Here is an 18,401-nt window from a genome sequence, read left to right on the forward strand (position 1 = left end):
TATCCCCTGCGCTGCGCTATAGCCATCTACACATTGGTTCACTCAGCATTTTCTGGATACTCAATCTCATCCACTATCTCATAATCTATATTAAATTCCTTAGCATATTGCTCAGCATAGCTTCCTTTAGTAGTAACTATAGTTGTATGGGGGCCAAAGCATCCATCATCCTTACCCGTAGCAAGTACTTTCATTTCTTGCACACTTTCTGGTATATATACTTTTGTATCGCACAATGTCCAGAAAGAAAGCAATCCTATCTTTTCAACGGATTCTGGCACATATATCTCGACATAATCCATGTCTTCACCATAATCATGAAACGCCCCCATTACCGCTGTTACTTCATCTGGGATGACAATTGTTGAGCTATTACCATTGTATTCCTGTAAACTATTATCTGGGTATATTACAAATTCACCCATTTCTTTTTCAAATGGATTCTTTCTAAATACCTGCGCACCTAATTTAACGTTGTTTAAATCTGCATCTATCTCCTCAATTTGATTATATGCAAATGCTCTATCATCTATTTCTTTTATCGTTTGAGGTAACTTTAAATATCTAATATTACAGTCAGTAAATGCATCTTCTTCTATCAGTTCAACTTTTTCAAAATAAGGTATTTCTGTTAATAGATCATCGGATAGAAAAGCTCTATCACGTATAATTATAACATTTTCGCCTCCTGTAACCTTCTTTAACTTGTTATAGCCCAAAAATGAACATACATCTATCATTGTAACAGAATCGGGTATTTCCACCTCTTCAACTATGTCACACCCTTTACTGCTTACGCCTTTTGTGCTTATTTGCTCTACTGGTCTAAAGAAAAAATGCGTTGGTATTTTTATAATCGCCTTATCATAATCAACTGCAACTGCATAGGTTCCATGGACTTTAAAATAAATTCCTTCGAAAGGATTATAAAGCTCAATCGGATGAATAAATGGTAATAGGACGAATCCAATAATAAGTACAATTATTATTGCCGGAATATATTTTATTATTTTCTTAACTTTTTGCATTAATAGGCCTCCCAATTACTTAATTTTTCCGAAAACGTTTTTCCTACCGCTGCTGTATTATCATATTTTATGTCTATTGATAAGTTATTTTGCAAGAATTTTACAGCATCATCAAATTGGACGTTTGATAAATCATCTATACTTACTTTTCCTGTTTCTCCAGTCCATATACATGTTAGTATTTCTTTCTTTTCTTCTACTGAATATCTATTCCATTCTTTTCCTGACATAAAATTTTTAAAATCATCTTCTGATAATCTATTTATGTATAATGTTACTTCTTTTACATCATCACTATCCACACACATAACCGATAATCCATCTCTTTGCACTATATTCCACTTATAAATAGTTTCTGGATCATAACATCCTATTTTTAATTCATTCCCCCCTGGGAGTCCCTCAACTGAAATACCATCTTGATTCCATTCACACATTAATCTTTCATACTTTTCTTCTACTTCCTTATGCGAACTTACTATGTTTTCACCATCACTACCAATACCAATAATTGTATTCCCTACATCAACAATGTTTTGAAGCTCACCAAATACTGGTACGCAGCCAACAATATCTAATCCTAGTGATGTAATAGAATTGTTATATTCTTTTACAGCTTTATCGTACTCTTCTTTTCTGTATTCATTATCTATTTCTTCTCCACAATATTGTATAGCATAATATTTATATGAGTCTGATTCTTTATTTGTAAGATTAGTATTATTTATCTCGAAATCAATATGAATTCTACCATTAGTTACCGTATATAATGAAATTGAATCTAATTGTGTGTCGTATACATTGACTGTTTTTCTGCGTTCTGATGCTGTAGTTTGCTCAACTAAGTTTTTATACTTTATTTGAACACCTGCTCTTATACCTTCTAGATATGTCATGTAATCATAGTTTTGCTTTTGAGCTGTAAAAAATTTATTTTTTTGTTCTAAATCTTCCTTATCTAAATCGACATATTTTTCAAACAATGTCTGTGAATTTTCTAAAGAATAATTTGTCATAGAATATGCCATTTTAAAGTAATTATTACAATATACCCACTCTCCTTCTATTTTACATTGTGCCCCTACTTCATAATTATTTCTCTCTTCCGCAGATAATGTACAATCATTTCCTAAAAACATTCCATTTGAAAAAGCTAGTAGTTTATTAATGCCATCTTTATTCTCTTTTACAATTTGGTTACCATCAGAATCGATTTCATAATCATAACAATTATCAAACACTTGTAACCCATATATTGAGAATGCCACATTTCCACTATCTGAAAGTTTCTCAGGATTAATTTGCGCCACCTTATAATATTCCTCTTCTGTAGTAGCTTGGCTTAATCCTTGAACCAATTGAATATCTTCGTCTGTGAAAACTGAGTTTGCAAACTCGCATATATCCTCATCTGTCATTCCTATTGCTTTAAGATTCTGATAGCCTTCTTCACCAATTTTCTTATACATATTTACTGACATAAAATCATATGAATTATTATTAGTAGTTATTGTAATTTTAAGCTTTTCATCTACAAGACTAGAGCCTAATCTTATATATGGTTTTTCATAGCCTTTACGCACTTCACCATTATCATAGTATGCTGTCTTAAAGGTCTCTGAAGGCATATTCGCTATTCTTGATAATGTAGAGTATGTTCTTCCTTGAGTTTTCCAATCCACATGTTCAAGTACCTTCGACATTAGCTCCTTATTTACACCAATTTCATATGTAACATTATCTCCACCCCCTGCCTCGGACCTATCTATTTCTTTTGTATAGGTAAATTCTGTCAATGCATGATTCAGCAATTCAGTGTCCTTATTTTTTATTGCTAAATGCATTATCATGCTGATTGATTCACAATCCTCATCACTCCAATTCCCACTTCCTATGTTATTTAGATATGTCATATATCCATAGAAAAATGCTCTATTAACAGTATAATTTGAGCTATCTTTTATGACCTTACTATATATTTCACGCACTTGCTTTGCATCAATAAGCGACCAGGAATATGTATCATTTAATAAAATACTATCTCCACTTACAAATTTACCTACATTGTTTAAATAGGTAAGCTGAAGATATTCAGGATGTTTTTCAACGATGAATGATGCCATTCTTTTATTCAAGTCATCTACTCTGCTGTCTATATTCGCTTCCTCTATCAATATTTGCGTTTCGTTATCGAACTTTATGAGCTTTTGTCTACAGTATGCTAGATATCCTTCTGGCTCATCATCACTGCAAAATTTCGAAAATGCAATTTCGACTGCTAAAGATCCTAATGACTCATCAGGACCACAAAAATTCGCAAATGCAGTTTTACCTGCTGAAAAATCTTGCGTCCTTATATCTCCGTATTTACTGTATTTCTCCTGTAAATCCAGTATCATATCTTCTACTGTCTTTACCTGCGCATTATATGCTTCCGATTTTTCTTTAAAATCATTCTCTATTTTAGTTAAATCGTCGTAACTTATGTATGCCTCTGGGTCACTATCTACAGTGAGTTTAAAGTTTTCAAGTATTGTTGCATGCAAGCTATCTATGTCATCATGCAGCTTTAAAATATCATTTAAAAGTGTTGTTTCAGTATCACTCAGCATAGTTTTTGCTGCATCTGCATCCACGCCCATCCAAGTGTCTGTAGTTGCCACTGCATCCATTGCTACAAAATGCTCATTTGCATAATTCTCAAAATCTGTGAACGAATCAGACCAATCTCCAAAATACTTTCTTGTCGCCGGAACATTAAAAAACTTGCCTGCGTTAATAAAGCTATGTATCGTATAATCGACAATATTGTTGACTATTAAATTACCTAATACACCCATTTGTGTCTCCTCTTTATCCTAATTTGCTACGTCTATCGCATCACCTGATATACTGTCTGCCGTTTGTACGTTGGTTGTGCAATCCGTTATTAATCCTGACACATCAACTGTCATGAAAGTTTTGTATCTGTTTGTCATCTGCTGTACTTGATCTAGTTTTTGATTAAGTAATTCCATTGCATTTGTGCCTTCAGCTGCAGCCTTGCTAATAAAGACTGCATCTTCTATTGTCATAATAGAGGCTGTTTCATTTAAATCATCCAAAAGAAGGTTGAACTCTTCTGGATTGTAGTATTCACCCTGACTACTATCACTATTTACTAAACCTAAATATACATCTGCTTCTGCCATAATTCATATTCTCCATATCTATAAATATTGTTTATTTACCTACTTTTTTATTATGTTATTTGTTTTAATCATCTTCATCATCATCGTCGTCTAGTAAATCGTCAATTTCGTCTTGCAGCTCATCTATTTTAAGTTATTCGCTAACAGATAAGTAAACATACATTTTAGGAATTTAGCGCCCCTTTTACTACTTCTATATTTTTATGTAAATTTCACAAAACACCATCAAATTTTAACAGTTTCTAAATGCTCTTACAATATTTTACGGACATTTTTGGTATTTTTAGTCTCTGTTATGGCAAGTATGGCTTGTCACTATATCTGTAAATGGCTCGACATAGATGATTCTGGCAATGAGCCTACGGATTAAGTCACCGTGACCAAACGGAATAGAAAAAGCTAGGAGATTGTGCAACTCCTAGCTTTTTTAATTCAGCCCATATTCTATTAGTATGATATGTTTATACTATAAAAAATCGTCGCCATTTACTAGGCTTGAAAATAGGCGATAGCTTTCGCTATCGCCTATTTTTTTATTTATTAAACTTCGAATATCATATCTCCATAGCTTGGCATTGGCCATGATTCTTTATCTACAATCATCTCTAATGCATCTACAGGAGCTCTAAGAGCTTCCATAGCTGTAACTACTTCATCATGATAGCAGTTAGCTTTTTCGCAGCTAGAAGCTTTCATAGAGTATACCTTTTCATTTGTTTCTCTAAGTTTTACTAAAGCATCCTTTGCTTCTTTTAAGTAATTAGATACCTTAATGAGAAGCTCCTTCTGAGTGCTTACATCAGCCTCTGGGCATGCGTCTGTAATAGTTCCAATAGAAAGTCCAAGCTCTGTCGCATAGCTTATTACAGCTGGAATTATCTGCTTAGAAGCCATATCAATCATTGTTCTGGCTTCGATATTGATTGACTTAATATACTGCTCATATTCGATTTCTGCTCTTGATTCAAGCTCTACGCGTGAGAATACGCCAAACTTTTCAAACATAGATACTGTTGCATCTGTTGTAAGAGCTGGAATAGCTTCAACAAGTGAATTGATACTTGGCAAGCCACGCTTCTTAGCTTCCTCAATCCACTCATCACCATATCCATTACCATTGAACACGATGCGCTGATGTTCTGTAGCAAGCTTCTTAATCATATCATGGACAGCAATATCAAAATCTGCTGCCTTTTCAAGCTCATCACAAGCTTCGCATAAAGCTTCAGCCATAATTGTATTTAAAACTACATTTGGCTCTCCAACTGAATCCTGAGAACCAACCATTCTGAACTCGAATTTATTTCCAGTAAAGGCAAATGGCGATGTACGGTTTCTGTCTGTAGCATCTTTTCTAAAATCAGGAAGAGTCTTAACACCTGTATCAAGTCTTTCACCCTTCTTAGATTTAGTAGCTGTACCTGTAGAAATAAGCTGAGTCAATACATCCTCAAGCTGCTCTCCAAGATAAACAGAGATGATAACAGGAGGTGCCTCATTTCCACCAAGTCTGTGATCGTTGCCTACGTCTGATGCCGATTCACGAAGCAAATCCGCATGCAAATCTACTGCCTTAAGAACAAGGCACAGTACTAATAAGAACTGAATATTCTCGTGTGGAGAACGTCCTGGCTCAAATAAATTGATGCCATCGTCTGTTACGAGGGACCAGTTATCATGCTTTCCGGAACCATTTACGCCTGCAAATGGCTTCTCATGCAATAAGCACTGAAGGCCATGACGGTTAGCAACCTTTCTAAGTGTCTCCATAATAATCTGATTATGGTCAACAGCAACATTACACTGTGCATAGATAGGAGCAAGCTCGTGCTGAGCTGGCGCTACCTCGTTGTGCTGTGTCTTTGACGAAACACCAAGCTTCCAAAGCTCGATATTTACATCACGCATATATGCTTCGATACGCTCTGGAATAGAACCAAAATAGTGGTCGTCCATTTCCTGACCCTTTGGTGGCATTGCGCCAAAAAGTGTACGGCCAGTGTACATTAAATCCTTACGGGCAAGATACATTTCACGGTCGATAAGGAAGTATTCCTGCTCAGCACCGACAGATGGAATAACTCTCTTTGAAGTAGTATTTCCAAATAATCTAAGTAATCTGATAGCCTGCTCAGAGAGAATCTCCATTGAACGTAAAAGTGGTGTTTTCTGATCCAATGCTTCACCTGTGTATGAGCAAAATGCTGTAGGTATGCAAAGTGTTGCACCTGCTGCGTCCTGTCTTACAAATGCAGGAGATGTTGGATCCCAAGCAGTATATCCTCTTGCTTCAAATGTGGCACGGAGTCCACCTGATGGGAATGAAGAGGCATCTGGTTCGCCCTTAATTAATTCCTTACCAGAAAAGCTCATAAGCACCTTTCCTGATGGCAATGGTGCTGAAATAAATGAATCATGCTTTTCAGCAGTTATGCCTGTAAGAGGCTGGAACCAGTGTGTGTAATGAGTTGCGCCTTTTTCGATAGCCCATTCCTTCATTTCGTGAGCAATAACATCAGCAGTCTCAAGATCAAGCTCCTTGCCCTCTGAAATGGTTTGCTTTAGCTTTTGGTATGTCTTTTTTGGTAGTCGCTCCTGCATTACAGTGTCATTAAAAACATTCTCGCCAAAGATGTCTGCCACATTAAAATATTGTTCCATTATCATGTATCCTTTCCCTTAACATATATAAAGAAAGACAATCAGCAAGCTTCCCCACCGATTGTCTTTCAATAGTTCAACTAAAAGCTAAACCGACATATCGGTTTAGGCCTTTCCAACTGAACCAAAAAGTTCCATTTTCTCTTTTACTGTAGCCTTGATAGCCTCAGCACCTGGAGCAAGAAGCTTACGAGGATCAAATCCCTTACCCTCAAGATCCTTACCTGCTTCAATGTACTTACGTGTAGCATCAGCAAATGAAAGCTGGCACTCTGTATTAACATTGATCTTAGATACGCCAAGCTCGATAGCTTTCTTAATCATATCAGCTGGGATACCTGTACCACCGTGAAGAACGAGTGGCATAGCACCTGTCTTCTGCTGAATAGCATCAAGAACATCAAACTGAAGACCAGCCCAGTTCTCTGGGTACTTTCCGTGGATGTTACCAATACCAGCTGCAAGCATATCTACGCCAAGATCAGCGATGATCTTGCACTCTTCTGGATCAGCGCACTCGCCCATACCAACAACGCCGTCTTCTTCACCACCGATAGAACCAACTTCGCACTCGATTGAAAGACCAAGCTGATGAGCTGCGTTAACAAGCTCAGAAGACTTTGCAAGGTTCTCCTCGAATGGATAGTGTGAACCGTCGAACATGATTGAAGTGAAGCCAGCCTTAATGCACTTATAGCATCCTTCGTATGTACCGTGATCAAGGTGAAGTGCTACAGGAACTGTGATTCCGAGCTCCTCATCCATTGCCTTTACCATAGCAGCTACTGTGCCGAAACCTGTCATGTACTTACCAGCGCCCTCAGATACACCAAGGATAACTGGTGAATTGAGCTCCTGAGCTGTAAGAAGAACAGCCTTTGTCCACTCAAGGTTGTTGATATTGAACTGACCAACAGCATAGTGACCTGCTTTTGCCTTATCAAGCATTTCTTTTGCAGAAACTAACATAATGATTCCTCCATATAAATCGTTTTTGGGCTTCCAAACCCATCTAAGGCAAATTTTAACATAACGTTAATGCCTATTCAATAGCTATTTCTAGTGCGCCGCGTTCATCTTCAATGTAAACTGCGCTATGCTTTCCACCAAATTCACCGTCAAGTGTCCATGGCACTTCCTCACTACAAGTAAGCTTGATAGCCTTAGTCTGGAAAGAATAAACCATAGAAGAATCGGGAATAAGACCTGTCATAAATCCAAGTATTTCGTTTAACTCAATTGGATTTCTTGGCATTTTAATAAGTGTAACCTCAAAAACACCGTCATTTAATCCAATATCACCTCGAATAATACCTTGGAAACCACCTACTGATTTGGAATTGGTAATCATTCCATAGATAAACTCGTCGTATACCACATTACCTTCGTACTCAACCTGCATTCTAAAGGATGGAATATCCCTCAGCTGCTTTGCGCCTTCAATAATGTATGCTGCATGTCCTAGAACATTTTTTAAATCCTGCGATGTCGCATATGAAACTTCTGTAAAAAGACCAAATGCAGCCACATAAACAAATGAATCTGAATTGAAACGACCTATATCACAAGGAAATAGATGCTCAGATACACTAATACGAGCTGCATTTAACATATTCTTATCTATACCAAGTGAATTACCAAAATCATTTGTAGAGCCTGCAGGCAAATACCCTATAGGCTTTCTATCTGATGGATCTAGCTGCATCATACCTGTGACAACTTCATCAAGTGTACCATCTCCACCAGAGCAAATGATTCTATCAAAATCCTTGGCCTGTTCAACTGTTTGTTTTGTAGCATCGCCACCAGCCTGTGTCACATGTACACTAACCTGATAGCCCGCCTTAATCATAATGTCTAGGATGTCAGCAAGATGTTCTTTTATTTGTCCTTTGCCTGAGCGTGGATTTATTATAAATAATAATCTCTTTGACATATATCCCTCTAATATTTTATTTTGTAAGGAAATCTGAAAGTTCAGCTACTGCTTTTTCTTCATCATCTCCAATAGCATCAATAGTAACCTTAGAACCTGATGACAATACCAAACTCATCATCCCCATAATGCTCTTTGCATTAACCTTCTTCTCGTCCATCTCAAAATAGATTGAGCTTCCGAACTGGTTTGCGAGCTGTACTAGGTGTGCTATTGGTGTTGCCTCCATTGAATTTGACATCTGAATAGTAACTTCTTTTTGCATGACGTCCTCCTGAATAACTAAAAAACCTATTGCTGGCTTATCTTAATTCCTCTGCTATCTTTGCCAGCTTTTTCAATCTGTGATTAACACCAGATTTTCCTAAAGGCGGATCCAAGTATTGCCCCAAAGAACCAAGTGGCAAATCAGGATAATCCAACCTAACTTGTGCGATATCTTGCAGCTGAGCAGGAAGGTTATCTAACCCTAACTTCTCATCTATGAGCTTGATGTCTTCAATCTGACGAACTGCTGTGTTGACAGTCTTGCTAATATTAGCTGTCTCGCAATTGACCTTACGATTGATAGTGCCTCTAACTTCTTTGACAACACGTATATTCTCAAGCTCCATGACAGAATGTGCTGCTTCCATAACCCTAAGGATTTCTACTATTTGTGCTCCCTCTTTAAGATATACTACATACTTGCCATTGCGAGTGACCATTTTAGCCCCTACATCAAAAGTATTCATAACTTTGGCAACCTGTGTACCCTGTTCTTTTGTAGCACAAACGATTTCGAAGTGATATCCTTTGTTTGGGTCAGAAAGAGAACCTGCGGCTAAAAACACGCCTCTTATAAATGAACGTTTACAGCAAGTCTGCTGTAGAACTATATCATCTATCTGAGTATCTCCTTCGGACAGCTTTAACATCTGCCTGATATCCTTATAGTCCTCTACTGATAGTAAAGTGACACCTTTTCCTATATTAAGTGTTTTATCTAATAAAGTAAAGACTTTTCTGCTTAATGCATCATCTGAAATGGTTTTGAATTCATCCAACCCCTGCATTAGAAAAATCCCTGCAAGCTCTGCAACCATGCAATGTCTGCTCTTAGGAATCAAAGAAAAAAGCTCTTCTTTTACATTTTTTGAAAATGACAATTATTTCCCTCTCAAAGCATCCTTACCTATATCACGATGCTCAATTTTAAGTCCATAAGACTCATCACCATTTAATGCTTCGAATATTTCATCTGCAAGACACACACTTCTGTGCTTGCCACCTGTACATCCCACAGCAATAACCAGCTGATTCTTTCCTTCTTTAATATAATTAGGAATCAGAAACTTTATAAGATCTACTGTCTTGCTTAAAAACTCCTGAGCCTCATCATATTTAAGAACGAAGTCCTTGATAGGCTGGTCGTTACCCGTGAATGGGCGTAACTCTGTATCATAGTATGGATTCGGCAAAAACCTGACATCAAATACCAAATCTGCATCCTCTGGAATCCCATACTTAAAACCGAAGGAAACAATGGTTACAAACAGACTTTTATAGTCTGCATCATCTACAAATATTTTTTCAAGCTCTTCTTTTAGCTCTCTTGTAAGCAAATGTGTTGTATCGATTACATAATCAGCTTCATCTCGAAGGAAGCCAATTGATTCTCTTTCTTGAACAATTCCTGCAGCAATTCTCTCACGTCCAGACAATGGATGGTTTCTTCTTGTTTCTTTGTATCTTTTTATAAGAACATCATCCTCTGCATCAAGGAAAAGTATGGAAAATTGCTTCGAATCATTGTCTAATTCTTGCAGAATATCCGGCAAAAGCTTCATAGCCCTGCCATTTCTCACATCAATACCAACTACAATTTTTTGGTCGAAGGTGCCGTTTTCAGCTAATTCCACTACACTCTTAAGTAATTGTATAGGCAAATTATCCATGCAGTAATAACCCATATCTTCCAGCATTTTAAATGCTGTACTTTTTCCTGCACCCGACATTCCTGTGAGAATTAATAGCTTCAATTGATGTTCCTCCCGATTATTCTAACCTCTGGAGATAAATGTACTCCAAATTTATCAAATACTTTTGCATCTACATCCTTCATAAGTTGTAATACGTCTGATGCTGTAGCATCTCCTTTATTTACAACAAAGCCACAATGCTTTTCTGAAACCTGAGCACCGCCAACAGCGTATCCTCTCAGGCCAGCATCATCAATTAGCTTACCTGCAAAATATCCTTCCGGTCTTTTGAATGTAGAACCGGCACTAGGGAAATTTAGTGGCTGTTTATCAACACGTTTCTGTCTGTTTTCATCCATAATCTGCCTAATAGCAGCCTTATCTCCCTTTGATAGGTGTAGCTTAGCAGATAATACCAATCCACCATTTTCCATCAAAGCTGAATGACGATATGATAAATCAAGCTCTGCAACCAGCACTTCCTTAATCTGATAATCAGGTGTAAGAATCTGTACAGACTCTATCACATCTTTGATTTCACCACCATAAGCGCCAGCATTCATATATACTGCACCGCCAATTGTGCCAGGAATTCCAGCTGCAAACTCAAGTCCTGTAAGGCTTGCCTCTGCTGCTGCATTTGCAACTTGTGAAAGCAGTGTTCCGGCAGAAGCAATTATATAATCATCTTCTACTGAAATCTGTGCTGATTTCTTACCAATAGAAACAACAACACCTTCAATGCCATCATCAGATACAAGTAAGTTACTGCCATTACCAATAACTATGTATTTTTCATTCCTTTCACCAAGGAACTTTAAGATACCTGCAACATCCTCAGATACCGGGTCAACAAAAATATCTGCTGGACCACCTATCTTGAAGGTTGTGTGCTTTTTCATTGGTTCTTCTGTAAGAATTGTTGACTGAGGAAAGTGACTAGTCAAATCCTCTGCCAGTTTTTTGTAATTATCATTAAGCATACTTTATAAACGCCTCATATCCTAATAGTGCTTCGTATAAATCCACCTTAGAGATAATCTCTGATGGAGCATGCATTGAAAGGACAGCAACGCCCGAATCAATAACCTGCATATTGTAGTTGCCCATGATGTAAGCGATTGTTCCGCCGCCACCCTGATCTACTTTACCAAGCTCTGCAGTCTGCCAGAATACATTATCTGTATCCATAATATTTCTAACTTCACCAACATATTCAGCGGAAGCGTCATTAGAGCCGCTCTTTCCTCTTGCTCCGGTGTACTTGTTGAATACAAGACCTCTGCCAAGATAAGCTGAATTATTCTTTTCAAATACAGATGCATAGTTTGGATCAAAACCAGCTGATACATCAGATGATAAAACTTTAGAATTTGTAAGAGCTCTACGAAGTTTTAATTCAGAATACTCTCCCATGCAATTGTAAAGTTCAGCTAAAGTGTTTTCGAAGAATCTAGACTGCATTCCTGTTGCACCTACAGATCCGATTTCTTCTTTATCTACAAGAAGTGCACACGCTGTTTTCTTTAACTTCTTTGTAGTATTTAAAAGGGCCATAAATGAAGGGTAAGCACATACTCTATCATCATGTCCATATCCGATAATCATAGAACGGTCGAAGCCGAAGTCTCGAGCAGGACCAGCAGGAACAACTTCTATTTCTGCTGAAATAAAATCTTCTTCCTCTATTTCGTACTTTTCCTTGATGAGCTTAAGAACATTGTTCTTAACTGCGTCCTTTTCTTTTTTGTTTTCCTCATCAAATCCTGGGATGCTGCCAATAATGACATTGAGGTCTTCACCTTCTACAACCTTAGCACCCTTTTTATCCATTTGATCTGCTGCAAGATGGATAAGCAAATCGGAAATACCAAATACTGGATCTGCTGGATCCTCTCCGACATTTACGTTAATAACTTCACCTGTCTTTTTAACGATTACACCATGAAGCGCAAGTGGTATTGTAACCCACTGATATTTTTTAATACCGCCATAGTAATGAGTATCAAGAAATGCTATATCTGAATCTTCGTAAAGAGGATTCTGCTTTAAATCCATTCTTGGGCTGTCAATATGTGCGCCTAAGATGTTAAGACCTGCATCTAAGCTCTCTGTTCCAATATTGAAAACAGCCATCATCTTTCCTTTGTTAACGGCATAAACCTTATCGCCAGCCTTAAGAGTCTTGCCCTCAGCGATAACATCATTAAGATCTAAATAACCTGCTTCTTTTGCCTTTTCAACAAAAAATGCAACGCATTCTCTTTCTGTTTTACAAGCAGAAAGAAACTGTCTATACTCCTCACCAAAGGCCATAACCTTCTTTAAATCCTTTTCTGAAGTGTATTTACTCCATGCGTTCTTACGTTCCATAATACTAAAAATCTCCTGTCTAACTATTTATATTATCCTGAACTCGTCTATAAAGCTCCTCAGCAGCGTTATAGCCCATCTTCTTTTGACGATGGTTAACAGCAGCTGTCTCGCAAATGATAGCGAGGTTTCTACCTGGTCTGATTGGCAATGAATGACATGTAACATCTATTCCGAGGATGTTCATATACTCATCGGTCATACCAAGACGGTCATATTCTTTTTCTTTTGTCCAATCCTCAAGCTTAATAACTAAATCGATTCTCTGCTCGTCCTTAACAGCCTCAACACCGTAGAGAGATTTAACATCAATGATGCCGATACCTCTAAGCTCGATAAGATACTGTGTGATTGAAGGAGCGCGACCATATAGGCTCTCGCTGTTTGGACGACGAATTTCGACAACATCATCTGATACTAATCTGTGGCCTCTTCGGATAAGCTCAAGAGCAGCCTCAGACTTACCTATTCCTGACTCACCTGTGATAAGCAAGCCTTCGCCGTATACGTCAACCAAAACACCATGAATAGTGGTGTAAGGTGCGAAATCCATATTCAAAGAAAAGATTAAAGCAGCCATAAATTCGGATGTGCTTCGATCTGTTCCAAGAATTGGTATCTTTGCTTTTGTAGCTTCATCTATAAGAACCTGTGCTGGTTTTTCACCTCTACAAAAAATTACACAAGGAATCTCGTAAGAGAATAATTTTGAAAAGCTTTCTGCTTTTTCAGCATCAGTCTTTTTAGATAGATATGCTGATTCAACATTTCCTATTACTTGAATTCTACTAGGCTCAAAATGCTCATAGAAGCCATGTAGCTGTAATGCAGGTCTGTTGACATCTGCAACAGTAACATGAGCATCATCTAAATTGAGCTCAGTAGTATAATTAACCAGATTAAAACGCTCTTGAATTGTGGATACTGTAACAAAATTGTTATTGGCCATAGGCACCTCCCCATACTAATAAAGTCTCAGATTATTGTAGCTCATTTTTAGAAGAATTAACAGGGTGAAAGTAATTATAAACATTCTCGGCAGCCTCCCTGCTCATGGACTCTGTGTCCATCAAATCTTCTATGGAAGCCTCTGCCATTTTTTCAGCAGAAACATATTTCTTCATTAACGCTTTTCTTCGCTTTGGACCTATACCATTTATGTCATCAAGGAAGCTGTGTACCTGTCCTTTGCTTCTAAGACTTCTATGGTATTCTATAGCAAAGCGGTGAGCCTCATCCTGAAGTCTTGTGATAAGCTGAAATCCCTCTGAATGAGTATCGATTGGAAGCTCCTGATCCTTATAGTACAAGCCTCTGGTTCTATGATGATCATCCTTGACCATACCTGCGATTGGAATATGAAGCCCAAGCTCTGCTATAACTTGCTCAGCAATGTGAACCTGTCCCTTACCACCATCCATCATGATAATATCCGGGAATTTAGTGAAGCTATCTTCAATTACTCCACCATTCTCTTCAAGCTCTTCTATGCCATGTGAAAAACGCCTTTTAAGCACCTCGTGCATAGATGCATAGTCATTCGGTCCCTCTACTGTTTTAATTTTGAATTTACGGTAATCTGAGCGCTTAGGCTTGCCCTTTTCAAAGACAACCATAGATCCAACAGACTGAAAACCAGATATATTCGAAATATCATAGGCTTCCATTCTACTTGCTCCCGGAAGATTAAGAATATCAGCAATTTCCTTCATTGCTCCAATAGTTCTTCCTTCTTCTTTTTTGATTTTCTCTCTATCCTGATCTAAAACCATCTGGGCATTCTTTGCAGCCAACTCAACAAGCTTATGTTTGGCGCCAGCCTTAGGAGTTTTAAGATATACTCTTGAACCCTTTTTGTTTGTAAGCCAGGTCTCTATCAAGTTAGCTTCAGATAAATCAAACTGAACAAACACTTCCCTTGGGATAAAAGGTGTGCCGGTATAATAGTCCTTGATAAAATACTCTATCAGTTCCTCATCAGTGTCGTCGACTCTCACGTTGATAAAGAAATGGTCTCGACCAATCATCTTTCCACCGCGAATAAAGAATATCTGAACCACAGCATCTTCACTGCCCTTTGCCATGGCAATAATATCTCTATCCTCTCCATCAAGCTGAGTCGCCTTTTGACGACCTGCGCACGCCTTTACAGATTCAATCAGGTCTCTATACAAAGCTGCTTTCTCAAAATCTAATTCTTCAGATGCCTTCTGCATCTTTTCTTTCAATTCTTTTATTGTGTCAAAGTAATCACCATTCAAAAAATCGATTACCCGCTCTACGTTTTTACGATATTCTTCCACAGGAACATTTCCCTGACATGGCCCCAGACATTGTCCAATATGATAGTTGAGGCATGGTCTGTTCTTCCCGAAATTCTCTGGCAGCTTTTGATTACAGGTACGTATTTTGTATAGCTTTCTAACTAAATCAATTGTGTCATGCACTGCTCCTGCAGATGTAAATGGGCCAAAGAATTTGCTTCCGTTTTTCTTCATTCGTCTGGAAAACAGAACCCTCGGATAGCTTTCAGTAAGTGTCACCTCTATATAAGGATAGGTCTTATCGTCACGAAGCATCGTATTATACTTTGGACGATATTCCTTTATTAAATTACATTCTAAAATAAGAGCCTCAAGTTCAGAATCGGTGACTATAAATTCAAAATAATCTATATTGGCCACCATCTGTTTTTTCTTGAGCCCCTCGTCATGGCTAGGCTGAAAGTATTGCCTTACCCTATGTCTAAGAGACAATGCTTTGCCTACGTATATTATCTCATCATTTTTCCCATGCATGAGATAAACTCCCGGTTGATCCGGGAGTTTACTAAGATCTTCTTCAGTTACCATAAATTTTACTCGTCAAAAATACTGTCTGTTACAACGTTCTTAGGATCGTTAACATCATCAAAGATACTCTTACGCTCATTGACATTGTTATCTTCTTCCTGCTTTTCATCTGGATCAGGAATACCTTTAATCTCTCTAAAGATTTTCATGAATTCCTTACCAGTGATTGTTTCATGTTCAAACAGATAATCAGAAATCTTATCAAGACTTTCCATATTCTCTGTAAGAAGCTCTTTTGCCTTTGCATAAGCATCTGTAATCATGCTAAGTACTTCATCATCAATCTGGGCTGCTGTATTTTCACCACAGATAAGTGACGCTCTACCATCAAGATACTGGCTTTCTACAGTAGCAAGTCCCATCATTCCGAACTTCTCTGACATACCAAATCTTGTTACCATTGCTCTGGCAATCTTAGTAGCATTTTCGATATCGTTTGCTGCTCCAGATGTATATGAACCAAACTTAATATCTTCTGCTGCACGTCCACCCATATAAGTAACGATTTTGGCAATAAGCTCATCCTTTGTCTCAAGGAATTTTTCTTCTTCAGGTGTCTGAAGTGTGTATCCAAGAGCTCCCATTGTACGTGGAACAATAGTAATCTTTTGAACAGGTTCAGAATCCTTCTGAAGTGCAGACACAAGCGCATGTCCAACTTCGTGATAAGAAACAATCTTACGTTCCTTCTCACTCATGGCTCTATCCTTCTTCTCCTTGCCACCTACAGCAACAAGCTCGAAGGCTTCGAATAAGTCTTTTTGATTTACAAATTTTCTCTTGTCTTTAACTGCAAGAATAGCTGCCTCGTTAATAATATTAGCAAGGTCAGAACCCACAAGACCAACTGATGCAAGTGCCATTGCATCCAAATCTACTGATTCATCCATCTTGACGTCCTTGGCATGAACCTTAAGGATTTCAAGACGGCCCTTTTGATCTGGTCGATCTACAATGATACGTCTATCGAAACGTCCTGGACGAAGCAAAGCCTTATCAAGAACTTCCGGTCTATTTGTAGCCGCTAAAATGAGAAGACCCTTGTTTGAATCAAATCCATCCATTTCAGAAAGTAACTGATTAAGTGTCTGCTCACGTTCGTCGTTTCCACCACCGTAATGAGCATCACGGCTCTTACCAATGGCATCAATCTCATCGATGAATACGATACATGGTGCTACCTTCTGAGCCTCTTTAAACAAATCACGAACACGGGATGCACCTACACCAACAAACATCTCTACGAAATCAGAACCTGCAAGTGAGAAGAATGGAACTCCTGCCTCACCGGCTACTGCCTTTGCAAGAAGTGTCTTACCTGTTCCAGGAGGGCCTACTAAAAGAGCACCCTTTGGAAGCTTTGCACCGATTTCAGTGTATTTCTTAGGATTGTGTAGGAAATCTACCATTTCCTGAACTGATTCTTTCGCCTCATCCTGCCCTGCTACGTCCTTGAATGTAATACCTGTAGCTTTTTCCATATTGTAAAGCTTGGCATTTGATTTTCCAACGCCCATAGGGCCGCCGCCCATACGCTTCATAAGGAAACCAAGCACTATCCACAGAAGTACTAAAGGAAGAATGAATGAAAGGATATTGTAAATAATAGCTGCAGTAGAATCTGCTATGGTACCTTCAATATCTACCTTATGTTCCTTTAATAGAGGAAGTAAATCATCATCCCTGATGTATGCTGTATATAGCTTTGTTTCAGGCACCTGTCCAGCAGTTTCATATATCTGCTGAAGTCTATCTGCCTCCTCTTCATCTTCGCTATATACTTCGCCCTCTTTAAGAGTGATATTAATTACATCTTCCTTGAAGGTAACCTCTGCAACCTTATCCTCTTCTACTAAATTTAAGAACTGGGTATAGGTTATCTCCTGATTAGAGCCTGAGCTCGCCCCTTTATACATCATGCTAGTAAAAAATAAAGCAATAAGCACTAAAATTCCTAGCGTGTAAAAAGGTTGTTTATTATTCTTTTTATCTCCACCATTCTGGTCATTTTTATTTTCGTTCACATCTGCCTCCGATTATATTAATGTCAATATATAATTTATCATAAATGGCCGAAAAAGTAATGGTTTTAAGAAATTTTTAATATGTATTAATTGTGTGTAATAGAGTAGGAGGCGGTGACTAACCGCCGTCCTCTCACGGCACCGTACGTACCGTTCGGTATACGGCGCTTTCAATAGTTGACGTGCACAGACTGATAGGCTGTGGCTAAATCATAGAAGCCACTGTTTATCAGTCTTTCTTTTGTCATTGCCATGTTGACTGCGACTGTATGTGTGGTAAACCAATGTCCGCGCCGACTGTTACCAGCCAAAAGCGCCAAGTCCTTGGGCACGCCCATCTTTATGAGATTGCGTACTTTAGTTTTTGGCTTCTTC

14 protein-coding genes and 1 pseudogene are annotated in these 18,401 nt (G+C 38.1%); all 15 read right to left on the reverse strand.

Features of this window, described 5'->3' with window-relative positions:
• Positions 1-38: 38 nt before the first annotated feature.
• Complete coding sequence (locus T498_RS0108945) at positions 39-1,028, reverse strand: leucine-rich repeat domain-containing protein (RefSeq protein ID WP_028235619.1); 990 nt, start codon at positions 1,026-1,028, stop codon at positions 39-41.
• A complete protein-coding gene (locus T498_RS0108950) occupies positions 1,028-3,868 on the reverse strand; it encodes a hypothetical protein (protein ID WP_028235620.1) in 2,841 nt (946 codons plus the stop codon). Before T498_RS0108950 ends, T498_RS0108945 begins: the two co-directional genes overlap by 1 nt.
• A gap of 18 nt (positions 3,869-3,886) precedes the next feature.
• Positions 3,887-4,219: a hypothetical protein gene (locus T498_RS0108955; RefSeq protein WP_028235621.1), complete on the reverse strand. Its 333-nt coding sequence runs from the start codon at positions 4,217-4,219 to the stop codon at positions 3,887-3,889.
• 540 nt (positions 4,220-4,759) lie between these two features.
• Positions 4,760-6,880 (reverse strand): glutamine synthetase III family protein, encoded by a 2,121-nt coding sequence (locus T498_RS0108960; protein WP_330372283.1) that lies wholly within the window; start codon positions 6,878-6,880, stop codon positions 4,760-4,762.
• A gap of 105 nt (positions 6,881-6,985) precedes the next feature.
• Positions 6,986-7,849 (reverse strand): class II fructose-1,6-bisphosphate aldolase, encoded by an 864-nt coding sequence (fba, locus tag T498_RS0108965; protein WP_028235623.1) that lies wholly within the window; start codon positions 7,847-7,849, stop codon positions 6,986-6,988.
• Between the two features lie 73 nt (positions 7,850-7,922).
• Positions 7,923-8,816 carry a diacylglycerol/lipid kinase family protein gene (locus T498_RS0108970; protein WP_028235624.1) on the reverse strand — a complete coding sequence of 298 codons (894 nt, stop codon included), beginning with the start codon at positions 8,814-8,816 and terminating at the stop codon, positions 7,923-7,925.
• A 16-nt stretch (positions 8,817-8,832) separates the two neighbouring features.
• Positions 8,833-9,081, reverse strand: a complete 249-nt coding sequence (locus T498_RS0108975; RefSeq protein WP_028235625.1) for an HPr family phosphocarrier protein — start codon at positions 9,079-9,081, stop codon at positions 8,833-8,835.
• Positions 9,082-9,118: 37 nt separating this feature from the next.
• A complete protein-coding gene (whiA, locus tag T498_RS0108980; RefSeq protein ID WP_028235626.1) occupies positions 9,119-9,964 on the reverse strand; it encodes a DNA-binding protein WhiA in 846 nt (281 codons plus the stop codon).
• Positions 9,965-10,837, reverse strand: coding sequence for an RNase adapter RapZ (gene rapZ / locus T498_RS0108985; RefSeq protein WP_028235627.1), 873 nt, complete (start codon positions 10,835-10,837; stop codon positions 9,965-9,967).
• Positions 10,834-11,760, reverse strand: coding sequence for a UDP-N-acetylmuramate dehydrogenase (gene murB, locus T498_RS0108990; protein WP_036978242.1), 927 nt, complete (start codon positions 11,758-11,760; stop codon positions 10,834-10,836). Before murB ends, rapZ begins: the two co-directional genes overlap by 4 nt.
• Complete coding sequence (locus tag T498_RS0108995) at positions 11,753-13,150, reverse strand: aminopeptidase (protein ID WP_028235629.1); 1,398 nt, start codon at positions 13,148-13,150, stop codon at positions 11,753-11,755. Before T498_RS0108995 ends, murB begins: the two co-directional genes overlap by 8 nt.
• 19 nt (positions 13,151-13,169) lie before the next feature.
• On the reverse strand, positions 13,170-14,099 hold the full coding sequence (hprK, locus tag T498_RS0109000; protein ID WP_028235630.1) for an HPr(Ser) kinase/phosphatase: 930 nt from the start codon (positions 14,097-14,099) through the stop codon (positions 13,170-13,172).
• A 31-nt stretch (positions 14,100-14,130) separates the two neighbouring features.
• A complete protein-coding gene (gene uvrC, locus T498_RS0109005; protein WP_028235631.1) occupies positions 14,131-16,002 on the reverse strand; it encodes an excinuclease ABC subunit UvrC in 1,872 nt (623 codons plus the stop codon).
• A gap of 5 nt (positions 16,003-16,007) precedes the next feature.
• Complete coding sequence (gene ftsH, locus T498_RS15415) at positions 16,008-18,026, reverse strand: ATP-dependent zinc metalloprotease FtsH (RefSeq protein WP_081779737.1); 2,019 nt, start codon at positions 18,024-18,026, stop codon at positions 16,008-16,010.
• A gap of 170 nt (positions 18,027-18,196) precedes the next feature.
• Positions 18,197-18,401, reverse strand: a pseudogene (locus T498_RS17020) (group II intron reverse transcriptase/maturase); the annotation flags it as partial.

Source organism: Pseudobutyrivibrio sp. MD2005 (genome assembly GCF_000621865.1).
In the GTDB taxonomy this organism is placed as follows: Bacteria; Bacillota; Clostridia; order Lachnospirales; family Lachnospiraceae; genus Pseudobutyrivibrio.